At 64.0% G+C, this 13,818-nt stretch carries 11 protein-coding genes and 4 pseudogenes; 7 read left to right on the top strand and 8 right to left on the bottom strand.

Features of this window, described 5'->3' with window-relative positions; all coding sequences use genetic code 11:
* Positions 1–29 precede the first annotated feature (29 nt).
* Positions 30–917, top strand: a complete 888-nt coding sequence (gene htpX, locus LN139_RS02785; RefSeq protein ID WP_236358514.1) for a protease HtpX — start codon at positions 30–32, stop codon at positions 915–917.
* Positions 918–987: 70 nt separating this feature from the next.
* Positions 988–1,626: a DUF2959 family protein gene (locus tag LN139_RS02780; RefSeq protein WP_236358512.1), complete on the top strand. Its 639-nt coding sequence runs from the start codon at positions 988–990 to the stop codon at positions 1,624–1,626.
* A 6-nt stretch (positions 1,627–1,632) separates the two neighbouring features.
* On the opposite strand, the gene LN139_RS02775 is transcribed toward LN139_RS02780, so the two are convergent.
* The gene (locus LN139_RS02775; protein WP_329611003.1) at positions 1,633–2,262 is read right to left on the bottom strand and encodes a thiopurine S-methyltransferase; all 630 of its coding nucleotides are present in this window, start codon (positions 2,260–2,262) and stop codon (positions 1,633–1,635) included.
* Positions 2,263–2,369: 107 nt separating this feature from the next.
* Between LN139_RS02775 and LN139_RS02770 the strand changes: the two genes are divergently transcribed.
* Positions 2,370–3,272 carry a DODA-type extradiol aromatic ring-opening family dioxygenase gene (locus LN139_RS02770; protein ID WP_329611002.1) on the top strand — a complete coding sequence of 301 codons (903 nt, stop codon included), beginning with the start codon at positions 2,370–2,372 and terminating at the stop codon, positions 3,270–3,272.
* On the opposite strand, the pseudogene LN139_RS02765 reads toward LN139_RS02770, so the two are convergent.
* Positions 3,244–4,951: pseudogene (locus LN139_RS02765) on the bottom strand (DEAD/DEAH box helicase). The gene LN139_RS02770 and the pseudogene LN139_RS02765 overlap by 29 nt on opposite strands.
* A gap of 256 nt (positions 4,952–5,207) precedes the next feature.
* Positions 5,208–5,981 carry a spermidine synthase gene (locus tag LN139_RS02760; protein ID WP_236358510.1) on the bottom strand — a complete coding sequence of 258 codons (774 nt, stop codon included), beginning with the start codon at positions 5,979–5,981 and terminating at the stop codon, positions 5,208–5,210.
* A gap of 104 nt (positions 5,982–6,085) precedes the next feature.
* Here LN139_RS02760 and LN139_RS02755 point away from each other — a divergent pair, with 104 nt between their 5' ends.
* On the top strand, positions 6,086–7,432 hold the full coding sequence (locus tag LN139_RS02755; RefSeq protein WP_236358508.1) for a class II 3-deoxy-7-phosphoheptulonate synthase: 1,347 nt from the start codon (positions 6,086–6,088) through the stop codon (positions 7,430–7,432).
* Here LN139_RS02755 and LN139_RS02750 read toward each other — a convergent pair.
* Both LN139_RS02750 and LN139_RS02745 read right to left on the bottom strand, forming a co-directional pair.
* A pseudogene (locus LN139_RS02750) lies at positions 7,413–8,571 on the bottom strand (winged helix-turn-helix domain-containing protein). The gene LN139_RS02755 and the pseudogene LN139_RS02750 sit on opposite strands and share 20 nt — an antisense overlap.
* Before the next feature lie 46 nt (positions 8,572–8,617).
* Positions 8,618–8,812, bottom strand: coding sequence for a DUF1127 domain-containing protein (locus LN139_RS02745; protein ID WP_236358506.1), 195 nt, complete (start codon positions 8,810–8,812; stop codon positions 8,618–8,620).
* A gap of 102 nt (positions 8,813–8,914) precedes the next feature.
* On the opposite strand from LN139_RS02745, the gene LN139_RS02740 reads away from it, so the two are divergent.
* Positions 8,915–9,769 (top strand): LysR substrate-binding domain-containing protein, encoded by an 855-nt coding sequence (locus LN139_RS02740; RefSeq protein WP_236358504.1) that lies wholly within the window; start codon positions 8,915–8,917, stop codon positions 9,767–9,769.
* Here LN139_RS02740 and LN139_RS02735 read toward each other — a convergent pair.
* On the bottom strand, positions 9,759–10,505 hold the full coding sequence (locus LN139_RS02735; protein ID WP_268944811.1) for a sulfite exporter TauE/SafE family protein: 747 nt from the start codon (positions 10,503–10,505) through the stop codon (positions 9,759–9,761). The two genes, LN139_RS02740 and LN139_RS02735, sit on opposite strands and share 11 nt — an antisense overlap.
* 185 nt (positions 10,506–10,690) lie before the next feature.
* Here LN139_RS02735 and LN139_RS02730 point away from each other — a divergent pair, with 185 nt between their 5' ends.
* A complete protein-coding gene (locus LN139_RS02730; RefSeq protein ID WP_236358503.1) occupies positions 10,691–11,161 on the top strand; it encodes a MarR family winged helix-turn-helix transcriptional regulator in 471 nt (156 codons plus the stop codon).
* 140 nt (positions 11,162–11,301) lie between these two features.
* Positions 11,302–11,729 (top strand): annotated as a pseudogene (locus LN139_RS02725) (organic hydroperoxide resistance protein).
* 341 nt (positions 11,730–12,070) lie between these two features.
* Here the strand turns inward: LN139_RS02725 and efp are convergent.
* Together efp and earP are read right to left on the bottom strand one after the other, a co-directional pair.
* On the bottom strand, positions 12,071–12,640 hold the full coding sequence (gene efp / locus LN139_RS02720) for an elongation factor P (RefSeq protein WP_236358502.1): 570 nt from the start codon (positions 12,638–12,640) through the stop codon (positions 12,071–12,073).
* Positions 12,641–12,688: 48 nt separating this feature from the next.
* Positions 12,689–13,818: pseudogene (gene earP / locus LN139_RS02715) on the bottom strand (elongation factor P maturation arginine rhamnosyltransferase EarP).

Here is a 13,818-nt window from a genome sequence, read left to right as displayed (position 1 = left end):
CACCTTTCCGTCGGGAGTACCTGTTCACCATGATGCGCATCCTGCTGTTCGTCGCCACCAACCTTGCGGTGGCGTCGATCGCCAGCATCACACCGAGGCTGCTCGGCATCGACAGCTACTTCGCCCGCCAGGGCGTTGGCCTGAACCTCAACCAATTGCTCGTGTTCTGCGCCGTGTTCGGCTTCGCAGGCTCGCTGGTGTCGCTGTTCATCTCCAAGCGGATGGCCAAGATGAGCACCGGCACTCAGATCATCAGCCAACCCCGCACTCACCATGAGCAGTGGCTGCTCAGCACCGTCGAAGAGCTTGCCCGCGAGGCAGGCATCCGCACACCCGAGGTGGGCATCTTCCCGGCCTACGAGTCCAACGCCTTCGCCACCGGCTGGAACCGCAACGATGCGCTGGTGGCCGTGAGCCAGGGTTTGCTGGAGCGGTTCTCGCGTGATGAAGTGCGCGCCGTGCTGGCACACGAGATCGGCCACGTGGCCAATGGCGACATGGTCACGCTCGCGCTGGTACAGGGGGTGGTGAACACCTTCGTGATGTTCTTCGCGCGCATCATCGGCAACTTCGTCGACCGGGTGATCCTGCGCAACGAGCAAGGCCATGGCATTGGCTACATCGTGGCCACCATTTTCGCCGAGCTGGTGCTGGGCATCCTCGCAAGCATCATCACCATGTGCGTTCCGCGCCGGCGCGAGTTTCGTGCCGATGAAGCTGGCGCGCAGCTGGCCGGTACCGGAGCGATGATCAACGCGCTGCAACGCCTGCGCGCCGAGCAAGGCGTGCCGGTGCAGATGCCCGACAGCCTGCAGGCTTTCGGCATCAATGGAGGCCTCAAGCAGGGCCTGGCCGGCCTGCTGATGAGCCACCCGCCACTGGAGGAGCGCATCGAGGCGCTGCGCCGGCGCGGTTGATCGCAACGAGGGCAGCGCAAGCTGCCCTTTTTCGTTGTCCTATCCGGCAGGTTTCCCCGAAAGGCTCCCCATGCGCCCTCTCCTGCTGGTCTTCGCCCTGCTGCTCACCGGCTGCCAAAGCCCTTACCTGTCGATGATCGAAAAGGCCGGTATCCCCAAGCGCGAGATCCTCGCCCACCGCGTTGAAGACGCCCGCGACGCGCAGATCAAGGCTCGCTACCAGTTCAACCGAACCCTGGAGCACTACCGCCAGGCACTGAATGCCTCTCCCGCCGACCAAGCCTCACAGCTGGCCGAGCTACAGCGCGACTACGCTGCCAGCCAGCGGGCAGCCGACGCGGTGAAGCCGCGCGTCGACCAGGTCGAAGCGGTAGCAAAAGCGGTGTTCGATGACTGGGAGCACGAACTGGATCAATACCAAAGCGCCCCCCTGCGCGAGGCCAGTGCCCAGGAGCTGCAACAGGCCCGCGAACAGTACAGCCTGCTGATCGGCAAGATGCGCAGTGCGCAGAGCAAGGTGCTGCCTGCCCTGGGCGCGCTGAACGATCAATTGTTGTACCTGCGCCACCAGCAGAACGCCCAGGGTGATCGGCGGCCTGCAGCAGAGCTACAGCACCGTCAGCGGCACCGTAGAGCCCCTGCTGATCGATCTGCAGCGCTCCATCGAGGGCGCAGGCGGGCTGCATTCGAGCGCTTGCAGAGCCAGTAGGTGGTTTCATCCAGGTAAGCCAGCCCCGCCTGGTGGTAACGCGGCGAGGCACCGGGCATGGCATCGGCACGGCCCACCTCGCGCGAGCGACCAGTGCGCGCCGAGCAACTCGGTGATCGCTTCGCCTGAAGTTGCAAACGGCGGCCCTTCGATCTCGCCCTGGATGAAATCCAGGCCAATCAACATCCCCAGCGCCCCTGAAGGCAGCAATGTGGCCAAATGCTCTACATAGGCGGCGCGCATCGACGGTGGCAGAGCAATCAGCGCCGCTCGGTCATAGTAGGCAGTGCAAGCGCCGACCTGGGCAGGGCTGAGCGTGAAAAAATCCCCCTGCCAGACCTGCACGGGGCCCGCCTGATAGAGGCGGTGCTCACCCTGTTGGCGCACCTGAGGCTCAAGGCCTTGCTCGTGGAAGAACGCCTCCACCGCCAAGGCCGACAGCTCCGCCCCAACCACTTCATACCCTTGTGCAGCCAACCAGGCCATGTCCACGCTCTTGCCGCACAGCGGCACCAGCACTCGCGCCCCCGCCGGAACCCATTCGCACCACCAGGCTTGCAGCGAAGGGTTGGGCACCTCTCGATGGAAGGAAATCTGCTGGCGCTGCCAGCGGTCGTGCCAAAAATCTGCGTCCATCGATACCTCAGCTTTCTCGATCATCAGCGTCAAAAAATACCGTTGGAACCACCGGGTTCGCCTGGCACAAGATGGCCATCATCTGAAACCTCAATGGAGGGCGAATCATGTTGCCCAGCCTGTTCATCTCCCACGGCTCCCCCATGCTGGCTCTGGAGCCCGGCGCCAGCGGCCCTGCACTGGCAAAGCTTGCGGCCGAGCTGCCTTGGCCGAAGGCGATCGTGCTGGTGTCGGCACATTGGGAAAGCCCTGACCTTCGCGTCGCCAGCGGCGCACAGCCCGCCACCTGGCATGACTTCGGTGGCTTCCCGCCGGCATTGTTCGCAGTGCAATACCCCGCCCCGGGCGAGCCGGCCTTGGCCGAAGACATCGTTGCCCGGCTCAGCGCCGCCGGCTTGCCGGCGCGCCTGGATGCCGAGCGCCCATTCGACCACGGTGCGTGGGTGCCGATGAGCCTGATGTATCCGGCTGCGGACATCCCCATCGTGCAGGTGTCACTGCCCAGCGCCGGCGGCCCGCGCCTGCAGCAAGCCATCGGCGAGGCGCTGGCGAGCTTGCGCGAACAGGGCATCCTGCTGGTGGGCTCGGGCAGCATCACCCATAACCTGCGTGAGCTGGACTGGCATGCCCAGGGCGACAGCGGCACGGCCTGGGCACAGGCTTTTCGCGACTGGATGGTGGAACAGCTGGCCGAAGCACGAAGCCGCGCTGCTCGACTACCGCCAGCGAGCGCCCTTCGCGGCGCGCAACCATCCAAGCGACGAGCACCTGTTGCCGCTGTACTTCGCCCGTGGCGCTGGAGGTGCGTTCAGCCTGGCGCACAGCGGTTTTACCCTTGGCGCGTTGGGGATGGACATCTACCGGTTCGGTTGAGGTTTCTCTCAGGCATCGAAAAACCGCCGCCCGGTTACCCCGGCGGCGGTTTTTCAATGTTCCAGGCTGTGCAAGCCAGGTGGAAGGCCGGCTTGCACCCTTCTGGGCTCAGTCTTCGCGATAACGGCGCAGCTTGAGCTGCTTGCCGGCCACACGAGTGTCCTTGAGCTTGGCCAGCAGGCGATCCAGGCCCTCTTCAGGCAGCTCGACCAGGCTGAAGGTCTCGCGGATCTGGATACGGCCGATTGCGTCGCGCGCCAGGCCGCCCTCGTTGAGGATGGCGCCGAGCAGGTTCTTGGCGGCGATACCGTCGCGGGCACCCAGCGCGGTACGGCAACGTGCACGGCCTTCGCCCAGCGGCATTGGCGCGCGGCGCTCCGGGCGGTCGCCGGTGAAGCTGCGCTCGGAACGCTCGCTGCGCTCACGCGGAGCATTGTTGGGCACCAGTGGCTGCTCGCGCTCGACACTGGACAGGTCCAGCGCCTGGCCATTGGTGGCCTTGCGCAGCAGGGCTGCGGCCAGGGCACGCGCGGTGCAGCCAATGTCGGCCGCCAGGCGGTCGAACAGCTCGCCATGGGTGGTTTCGGCATCAGCGACCAGCGGCTTGAGGCTGTTGGTGAGCTTCTTGATGCGCGCGTCGAGCACCGCCTGGGGAGCGGGCATACGCACTTCGCTGACCTTCTGGCCGGTCACACGCTCGATCACCTGCAGCATGCGACGCTCGCGCGGCGTTACCAGCAGCAGGGCACGGCCTTCACGGCCGGCACGGCCAGTACGGCCGATACGGTGCACGTAGGACTCCGGGTCGTACGGCATGTCGACGTTGAACACGTGAAGCTGATGCGCGGCACGTCCAGGCCACGGGCAGCGACGTCGGTGGCGACGACGATGTCGAGGCGGCCATCCTTGAGCGACTCGATCACACGCTCACGCTGGTTCTGGGCGATGTCGCCGTTCAGGGCAGCAGCCTTGTAGCCTTTGGCTTCCAGCGCGCTGGCCAGATCCAGGGTGGCCTGCTTGGTACGCACGAAGGCGATCAGCGCGTCGAACTCTTCGACTTCCAGCAAGCGCAGCACGGCGGCGACCTTCTGGTCGGCGTGCACCAGCATGTAGGCCTGCTCGATGGCAGCTACGGTCTGGGTTTCGCTCTGGATCTTGACGTGCTTGGGCTCTTTCAGGTGGCGCTCGGCGATCGCGCGGATCGACGGCGGCAGCGTGGCGGAGAACAGCACGGTCTGGCGCGTTTCGGGCATGGCATCGAAGATGACTTCAAGGTCGTCCATGAAGCCGAGCTTGAGCATTTCGTCGGCTTCGTCGAGCACCAGGTGGTTGACGGTGGCGAGTACTTTTTCATCGCGGCGCAGGTGGTCGCACAGGCGGCCAGGGGTAGCGACGATGATCTGCGCACCCTGGCGCAGGGCTTTGATCTGCGGGCCCATGGGGCACCGCCGTAGACGGCCACGACGTTCACGCCGGGCATCTGCTTGGCATAGGTTTCGAATGCGGTGGCCACTTGCAGGGCCAGCTCGCGGGTTGGAGCGAGGATCAGGGCTTGCGGCTCGCGCTTGCTCACATCGATCTTGTGCAGCACCGGCAGTGCGAAGGCGGCGGTTTTGCCGGTGCCGGTCTGGGCCTGGCCGATCACATCGTGGCCGGCGAGGATGAGCGGGATCGATCTGCTGCTGGATCGCCGAAGGCTCTTCATAGCCTGTGGCGATGACTGCGGCAACGATGCTCGGGTGAAGATCGAGAGCGGCGAAACCGCCGGTTTCCTGGGTCATGGGACTGCCTCATAGGTGCATCCGCAAAGACCCATGCTCCGAAACTGCGCATGCCATGTTGTGACTGGTTAGAGTCGCCCTGCAGTTCCGGCGGCGGGGATTTGCGAAAACGATTGTGATGTGGGGGTGAATCGTCAAGGAGAGCCCGGCAAGGCGGGCGTCCAGCCGAAGGGACCTTCGGGAGAAAACGCAACTTAACGCGGCCCCTTCCAGAGCCGGCGCGCATAATACCTGAAAACGACGCCTCAGGTGAGTGTTTTTTGTCATATCGTACCAATTGGCTGAACGGTTTCAGGTGGCGCTGCGTATGGCTCCGATCAGCGCGTCCAGCCGGTAGCCCAGGCGCGGCGCCAGGGCCTCGGCGCGGGCAGCCAGGCCTTGCAGATCCAGGTGTTGGTCGAGGCTGGCCGGCACCAGCAGGATCACATTGCCTTCCTTGACCGGCAGCTCCCAGTAATGCCTGTGGTAGAGCCCGCGCAACAGTGCGGCGCCGAGCGGTTTTCCGGCGTCGTCGCCCCATTGGTTGATCACCAGCCATCCGTCGGGATTGAGCCGCTGCTGGCAGGCCTCGAAGAAAGCCCAGGCCAGGTGCGCAGGCCCAGGGCCCTGATCGGTGTAGAGGTCGACGAAGATCAGATCGGCCGGCTCGGCACTGGGCAGCAGCTCGCGCGCATCGCCCACGCGGATATACAACCGCGGGTCATCGGCAAGGCCCATGTACTCCATCGCCAGGCGCGGCACGTCAGGGCGCAGCTCGATGCACTCGACATCATCGAGTGGCAGAAACTTCAGGCACGCCTGGGTCAGGGTGCCGGCACCCAGGCCCATGAACAGCGCCGTCTCAGGCGCTGGGTGGCACAGCGCACCGATCAGCATGGCGCGGGTGTAGTCGTACTCCAGCCACGCGGGGTCGGCGGTGAAGGTACAGCTCTGCTCGATGGCCTCGCCGAATTCGAGAAAGCGGTAGTCGTCCACTTCCCACACGCGGATCAGGCCGAAGTCGTCACGCACTTCGGCGAGCATGTGCTCTTTGCGCGGGGAGGTGTCTGGCGGGCTGTCGTCCATGGCGCAGGCTCGAAGGTTAAAGGCGCCATTGTCGCCAATGCCATTGGCCGGCGCCAGCGGTGCTATGATCGGCGCCCTCTTCAGCCTGCCTCACGAGCCTTGCCATGACCACACCCTGGACCCCCGACAGCTGGCGCCAACGGCCTATCGGCCAGCAGCCGGTCTACCCTGATGCGGCGCACCTGCATGCCGTGGAGCAAAAGCTGGCTGCCATGCCGCCGCTGGTGTTCGCCGGTGAAGCGCGCGAGCTGCGCCGGCAATTCGCCGAAGTCACACAGGGCCGGGCCTTTCTGCTGCAAGGCGGCGATTGCGCCGAGAGCTTCGCCGAGTTTTCCGCCGCCAAGATCCGCGACACCTTCAAGGTGCTGCTGCAGATGGCGATCGTGATGACTTTCGCTGCCGGCTGCCCGGTGGTGAAGGTCGGGCGCATGGCCGGCCAGTTCGCGAAGCCGCGCTCGGCAGGTGATGAAACCCTGAACGGCATCACCCTGCCCGCCTACCGGGGCGACATCGTCAACGGCATGGGTTTCGACGAGAAAAGCCGCACGCCCGACCCGGAGCGGCTGATGCAGGCCTACCATCAGGCCACCGCCAGCCTGAACCTGCTGCGCGCCTTCGCTCAGGGCGGCTTTGCCGACCTGCACCAGGTGCACCGCTGGAACCTGGACTTCATTGCCGGCTCCGCGCTGGCCGACAAATATCACCACCTGGCCGACCGCATCGACGAAACCCTCGCATTCATGCGCGCTGTCGGCATGGAGAACGCCCCGCAGCTGCGCGAAACCAGCTTCTTCACCGCTCACGAAGCACTGCTGCTGAATTTCGAAGAGGCCTTCGTGCGCCGCGACAGCCTCACCAACGACTGGTACGACTGCTCGGCGCACATGCTCTGGATCGGCGACCGCACCCGCCAGCTCGACGGCGCCCATGTCGAATTCCTGCGCGGGGTGAACAACCCGATCGGGGTGAAAGTCGGCCCGAGCATGGCGCCCGATGAGCTGCTGCGGCTGATCGACGTGCTCAACCCCGACAACGACCCGGGCCGCCTCAACCTTATCGCCCGCATGGGCGCCGGCAAGGTCGAAGCGCACCTGCCCGCGCTGATTCGCGCGGTGCAGCGTGAAGGCCGCCAGGTGCTGTGGAGCAGCGACCCGATGCACGGCAACACCATCAAGGCCAGCAGCGGCTACAAGACCCGCGACTTCGCGCAGATCCTCGAAGAGGTGAAAGCGTTCTTCCAGGCTCACCGTGCCGAGGGCAGTTACCCGGGCGGCATTCACATCGAAATGACCGGGCAGAACGTGACCGAATGCATCGGCGGCGCAAGGCCCATCACCGAAGACGCCCTGAGCGACCGCTATCACACCCATTGCGACCCGCGCATGAACGCCGATCAGTCGCTGGAGCTGGCGTTCATGATCGCCGAGACCCTCAAGCAAGCGGCTCGATAACCAGCCCCAGCCAGGCGGCCAGCCCGTGCAGCTGCTTATCCAACGCTGCACGGGCCGGCGCGTCCAGGCCGATGCTTTCCTCGTGCACCGCCACCACCCGCAGGCGGCCGTTGGCGCGGTCGGCCCGCAGGTCGAGCGCGTGCCTCGATCCGCTCCTCATGCAAGAACGGCATCACGTAGTAGCCGTAGATCCGCTTGGCGGGCGGCACGTAGAACTCCAGGCGATAGCGGAATTCGAACAGCCGTTCCACCCGCGAACGCTCCCACACCAGTGAATCGAAGGGCGACAGCAAAGCACTGGCTTGCACCTTGCGCGGCACCTTCACACCCGCGGCGCACCAGGCAGGTTGCTTCCAACCCTCGACCCGGCAAGGCAGCAACAGGCCCTCCTCTTCCAACTCAGCCAGGCGCGCCTTGGCATCGGCCGGCTCCAGCCGAAAGTAATCGCGCAGGTCCTTTTCGGTGGCGACTCCCAGCGCCTGCGCCGCGTGCAGCATCAGTGCGCGTTGGCCTTCGGCTTCGGTGGGCGTCGCCTGGGCCAGCACAGCGCCGGGCAGCACGCGCTCGGGCAAGTCATAGATGCGCTCGAAACCGCGCCGCGTGGCGACACACAGCTCGCCGGCAGCGAACAGCCACTCGAATGCCTGCTTTTCCTCACTCCAGTCCCACCAGGGGCCGGCCTTGCCCTCACGGGTGTTCAGCGCCCCGGCAGACAGCGCGCCTTGACCGGCGACCTGATCCAGCACGCGGTTGATCACGTCCTGGCGCTCACGGCCGAAACGCGCAAGCTCCTGATAGATGCCTTCGCCTCGGGCGGCCCTTGCATGCCGCCAACGCAGCGCCGGTTGCAGGCTCAGTGGCAGCAACGACGCCTCGTGGCCCCAGGCCTCGAACAAGCGCTGTTGGCGTTTTGGCCCCCAGGCCAGGGCATCCAGCGCTTCCCGGGGATAGCTGCCCAGCCGCGAGAACAGCGGCAGATAATGCGAACGCGCTACGGCGTTGACCGAGTCCAGTTGCAAGGCGCCGAGGCGCTGGATCATCGCCTGCAGCGCGCGGCTGCCGTTGCCTGCGGCGCGGCCACCAAAGCCTTGGGCGGCCAGGGCGACGCGCCGGGCCTGGCGGTTGGACAGTTCGATCATCAGGCGGAGCTCCAGAACATCAGGCCCCAACCATAGAACCGCGTTTTCACTTGCGCAACGGATCGTCCCAGAACGAGCGCTCGCTCTCTTGCCAGATATCGGCCCGCGACAGGCCCAGGTCCTTGAGCGCTGTATCGCCCAGCGCTGCCAGTTGCTGGCGCTGGCGATGCAGTTCGTACCAGCGAGTGGCCAGGCGCCAGGGCGCCGCGCTCAGTTGCAAGAAACCTCTCTGCTTGTTCATCACTGCGCTCCTGCCAAGTGGGTATGGCGCAAGTGTCAGCGAGCAGGTTAGGATCAATCCAACGAATGTTTCTTATGCAACCCATCTCGGAGATCGATGACGATGACCGGCTACCAGAGTATCGATTCCGAGGTATTGCGCACCTTCGTCACCATCGCCGAGGAAGGCGGCTTCACCAAGGCCGCCGAAAAGGTCAACCGCACCCAATCTGCGGTCAGCATGCAGATCAAACGGCTCGAGGACGACGTGCTGCAGCGCCGGCTGTTCGAGCGCGACGGGCGCCAGGTTCGCCTCACTGCAGAAGGCCAGATACTGCTGGGCTACGCGCGGCGCATCCTCAAGTTGCACAGCGAGGCGATCAATACGCTGCGCCAGCCCCACATGATCGGGACGGTGCGCATCGGCACGCCCGATGACTACGCCATGCGTTTTTTGCCGGGGATCCTTTCGGGGTTCGCTCAGACCTACCCGCTGGTGCAGGTGGAAGTGCACTGCGAAAACTCGACGCAGCTGCTGCTGCGCAACGACCTGGACCTGACCATCGTCACCCGCCAGCCCGGCGAGAACATGGGCCAGTTGCTGCGCCAGGAGCGGTTCGTCTGGGCCGAGGCGTCGGGCTTCGCGCCGCATGAGCAGGACCCGATCCCCCTGGCGATGTTCAACAATGACTGCTTCTGCCGGCAGTGGGCCTGCAACGCGCTGGACTCCAGCGGCCGAGGCTATCGAGTGGCCTACAGCAGCCCGAGCCTGGCAGCGATCATGGCGGTGGTGAGTGCGGGCCTGGCGGTGACGGCGCAGTTGCAAAGCCTGATGACCACCGACATGCGCATCCTCGGTGAGGCCGAAGGCCTGCCTCAACTGCCGCTGGCGAACATCATGCTGCTGCGCAACCCCGCCAGCCATTCGCCGATGCTCGACGCCTTGGCCGAGCACATAGCAGAAGGCTTCAGGCTTTGAAGGCCAGCAGCAGTGCACACAGCATCAGGAACAGGCAGAACAGCCGGCGCAGCGCACGCTCGGGCAGTGCGTAGGCCATGCGCACTCCCCAGCTGATGCTGAGCAACCCGCCCACTGACATGGGCACACCCATGCGCCACAGCACGTGATCGTGCAAGGCATAGGTGAGCAAGGTCACGCCGGTGCTGGGCAGCGCCAGCGCAAGGGACAGGCCCTGGGCGACCACCTGCGTGGTACCGAAGGTGCCGGTCAGCACCGGGGTGGCCACTACCGCCCCGCCCACCCCGAAAAAACCGCCCAGCGCACCGGAGGCGCCGCCCAGCGCGGCCAGCGCGGGCCAACCATGGCGCATCTCCCCTACTGCCAGTGGCGTGGCCTGGAAGGTGCGCCAGGCGTTGAAACCGGCGAGCAGTATCAGGAAAACGATAAACCCCCAGCGCATGGCCTTGGCATCCAGGCCTACGGCGATCATCGAACCCAGCCAGGCGAAGATGAACCCTGCCGCCCCAAGCGCAAAGGCGTGGCGTGGGTCGATACGGTTGCGCTGGTGATAGCGCCACAGCGCCAGCATCACGTTCGGCACTACCATCACCAGGGCAGTACCCTGCGCCAACGTCTGGTCAAGGCCGAACAACAAACCCAGCGCCGGTATCGCAATCAGCCCGCCACCGATGCCGAACAGCCCACCCAACACCCCCATGCCAGCCCCAAGCACCGCGTAAAACAGGATATCCACTACGCCCCTCCGTCCCGGTAGGCGCGCATGGTAATGCAAACCAACATAGAACGAACTTATGCAAAGCCGCAGCGCTCAGAATTTCATGCGGCCAGCGCACGCGCATGGAGCCGAGCGACATTCGCTGGCACACTAAATACATGAGCGGGCCACATCACCGCACCGGCTTTAGACCAAGGACCAGCATGAGTACAGACACTTCCTGCACAACCCCCACGGCGTCCAGCGATCCTCTGCTGCTGGATAACCAACTGTGCTTTGCCCTCTATTCGACCTCGTTGATGATGACCAAGGTCTACAAGCCCCTTTTGCAAGCGCTGGGGCTGACCTACCCGCAGTACTTGACCATGCTTGTGCTGTGGGAACGTGACGGGCTCACCGTCGGTGAAATCAGCAACAAGCTGTTGACCGATCCCGGCTCCCTCACGCCTTTGCTCAAACGGCTGGAAAGCGAAGGCCTGCTCAGCCGCACTCGCAGCAAAGAGGATGAGCGCGTGGTGCTGGTGAACCTCACCGAAGCGGGACGCGGGCTCAAGGCCAAGGCGCAGTCCGTTCCGGGATGCATCGTCGAGGCCACAGGCACTGGCATCGATGAGCTGCGGGCCTTGCAGGAGGAACTGCTGGACTTGCGCAAACGGCTTCAGGGAAAGGTCTGATTCCATTACCTGAGGAGGCGGTGCACTGAAGCCGCCTATCTGCTCATCGACATTTATCTTGCGCACAAAGCAAATAGTGCCTATCTTGTAGCTAATTACTTAGCACGCAAATTAATTGCGAACATACAAAGAGGCCGCCCATGACTCGATTCACCGCTCTGTACACTGCCACCTCCGCCGCTACCGGTGGCCGTGATGGCCGCGCAATCTCCAGCGACCACGCGCTGGATGTGAAGTTGAGCACGCCAAAGGCACTTGGCGGTGCCGGGGGTGAGGGCACCAACCCGGAACAGATGTTTGCAGCTGGCTATTCGGCGTGCTTTATCGGTGCGCTGAAATTTGTGGCTGCTCAGCAAAAGCGCAGCGTGCCAGCCAGTGTGCGGGTGAGTGCCGATGTGGGGATCGGCCAGATCGAGGCGGTTTCGGCCTGGACATCGACCTGCACATCGAATTGCCTGGCCTGGCGCTCGACGAGGCACAAGCGCTGGTAGACGCCGCTCATCTGGTTTGCCCTTACTCCAACGCCACCCGCGGCAACATCGATGTACGCCTGCACGTAAGCGTTTGAGCTTAGGCTCAACGCTGGCATAGCCAACGGCTTACACGCGGTGGTGGTGATCTCCACTGTTGCCCGAACGGCCCCGGCCCTAATCTACACCTACCCAACGCGCTGCCACGGACTGCAACGCGACGATCAAGGAAGGTCGACCATGGCCAGGAGGCTGCCGGCAGGATGCTGGGATGGTAATGGGCACAGAACCCGCTTCGGCGGGTTTTTTCGTTTTTGTCGAGCAATGAACCTTTTTCTTCTCCCGGACGCCGTGTAACGGGCGACGTGAAATCCCCAGGCAACGCCCAGACAATAAAAAACCCGCCAATCGGCGGGTTTTTCACATCGCAACGGGGCGATTACTTCTTCGAGCGGCTCTTGAAGGAACCATCGCGAGTGTCGATGTCGATCATCTCGTCGATTTCGATGAAGTCGGCCACCTGGATCTCGGTGCCGTTGGACAGCTTGGCAGGCTTCATGACCTTGCCGGAGGTGTCGCCACGGGCAGCGTTCTCGGTGTAGACGACCTGGCGGCTGATGGTGGTCGGCAGCTCGACCGATACGACTTTCTCTTCGTACATGGTCAGCGCGCAGACGTCCTGCATGCCTTCTTCGACGTACGGCAGAACGGCGTCGATGTCTTCGGCGTTCAGCTCGTACATGGTGTAGTCGGTGGTGTCCATGAAGGTGTACGAGTCACCGCTGATGAACGACAAGGTGACGTCCTTGCGGTCCAGGATCACGTCGTCGAGCTTGTCGTCGGCGAAGTAGACGGTTTCGGTCTTGTAACCGGTCAGCAGGTTCTTCAGCTTGGTCTTCATGATCGCGCTGTTGCGACCCGACTTGGTGAACTCGGCCTTTTGTACCAGCCATGGATCGTTGTCGATGCGCAGTACGGTACCGGGTTTCAGCTCTTTACCAGTTTTCATTACAAAATTCCGGATTCTGTGGGGGTGGTGGCAAATTCAAGCCGCGTATCATATCCAATTTCGGTGAAAATTAACCAGCGCCGTGGCAAGGTCCGGCCGAGCGGCTTGTGCCACGCACCATTGGCGGGCATGGGTGGCGAGGGTTTGGCGATGGGCCAGCCACTGTGGCCAGGGCTCGCCCATGCTCAGGCCAGTATTCCAGGCGCGCCACAGGCCCAGTAACGCGGCCCGGGCTGGCTCAGGCAAACCTTGCTGGCAATAAAGCTCGAGAAAGGCTTCGAGTTTTCCAGATGCACACTCTCTTCCTGCGGATAGATGTGCCGAAGCATCGGCCGGGCGGCCCATTGGGCGCGCACGAAGGAGTCCTCGCCGCGCACGGCGTTGAAGTCGCAGGCCCACAGCAATCGGTCGTAATCCTGCTGCGGCACGAAGGGCAGGACCTGAACACGCAAGCTTCCACGCTCGGCCTGTTCGCCTATCGCCAGCGGCTGGCCCAGCCAACGGTTTACATCCGCCAACACCTTGCCTTCGGGCACCAGCAGGTGCACCGGTTGCGGGCCGGCTGCCATAGCGCCGAGCCAGCTGGCGAGGCTTGGGTTTTCATACGCGAACAAAGAGACGAGCAAAGCACCCGGCCGAGGGCTGACACCCAGATGCTGCAAAAAGATATGGCGCTCGGCGGAGTCGAAAGCATCGCGCCGGGCGAACAGGCCCTGCTCACGCAGCAGCCCGCCGGTGTCGGGGCGAAAGCCTGGGAAAAAGAAGAACTTCTGGTAACCCGGCGCCGAAAAGGACGGCAAGCCGTGGCAGCCGCCCACCCACTGCTCCGCACTCAGGTAGTCGAGGTTCAACCACAACGAAGGCCGAGCCTGCGCTGCCAGCGCCTGGACGTAGCCCTCCGGCAACTTGCAGCCAAAGGCCTCTATCACCACCGGCGCAACCTCTACCGGCAGCCAGGGCTCGGGCCATTGCCGCACCTGCACGCCTTCATGCCATTGTTCAGAGGCATCGGTGTTAGCCTGGGGGCACAAGCGCACAAACGATGGCAAGTGATCGACCCACAGCCTTACGCCAAGGCCATGCTCGGCCACCAGCTGGCGCGCCAGGCGCCAGGTGACCCCGATGTCCCCGAAGTTATCCACCACCTTGCAGAAGATGTCCCAAACTGGCCGCGACAA

It is taken from the genome of Pseudomonas sp. KNUC1026 (assembly GCF_021650705.1).
GTDB lineage: Bacteria > Pseudomonadota > Gammaproteobacteria > Pseudomonadales > Pseudomonadaceae > Aquipseudomonas.
The sequence above is the reverse complement of the archived record's forward strand: the minus strand, read 5'-3'. Positions and strand labels throughout refer to the sequence as shown.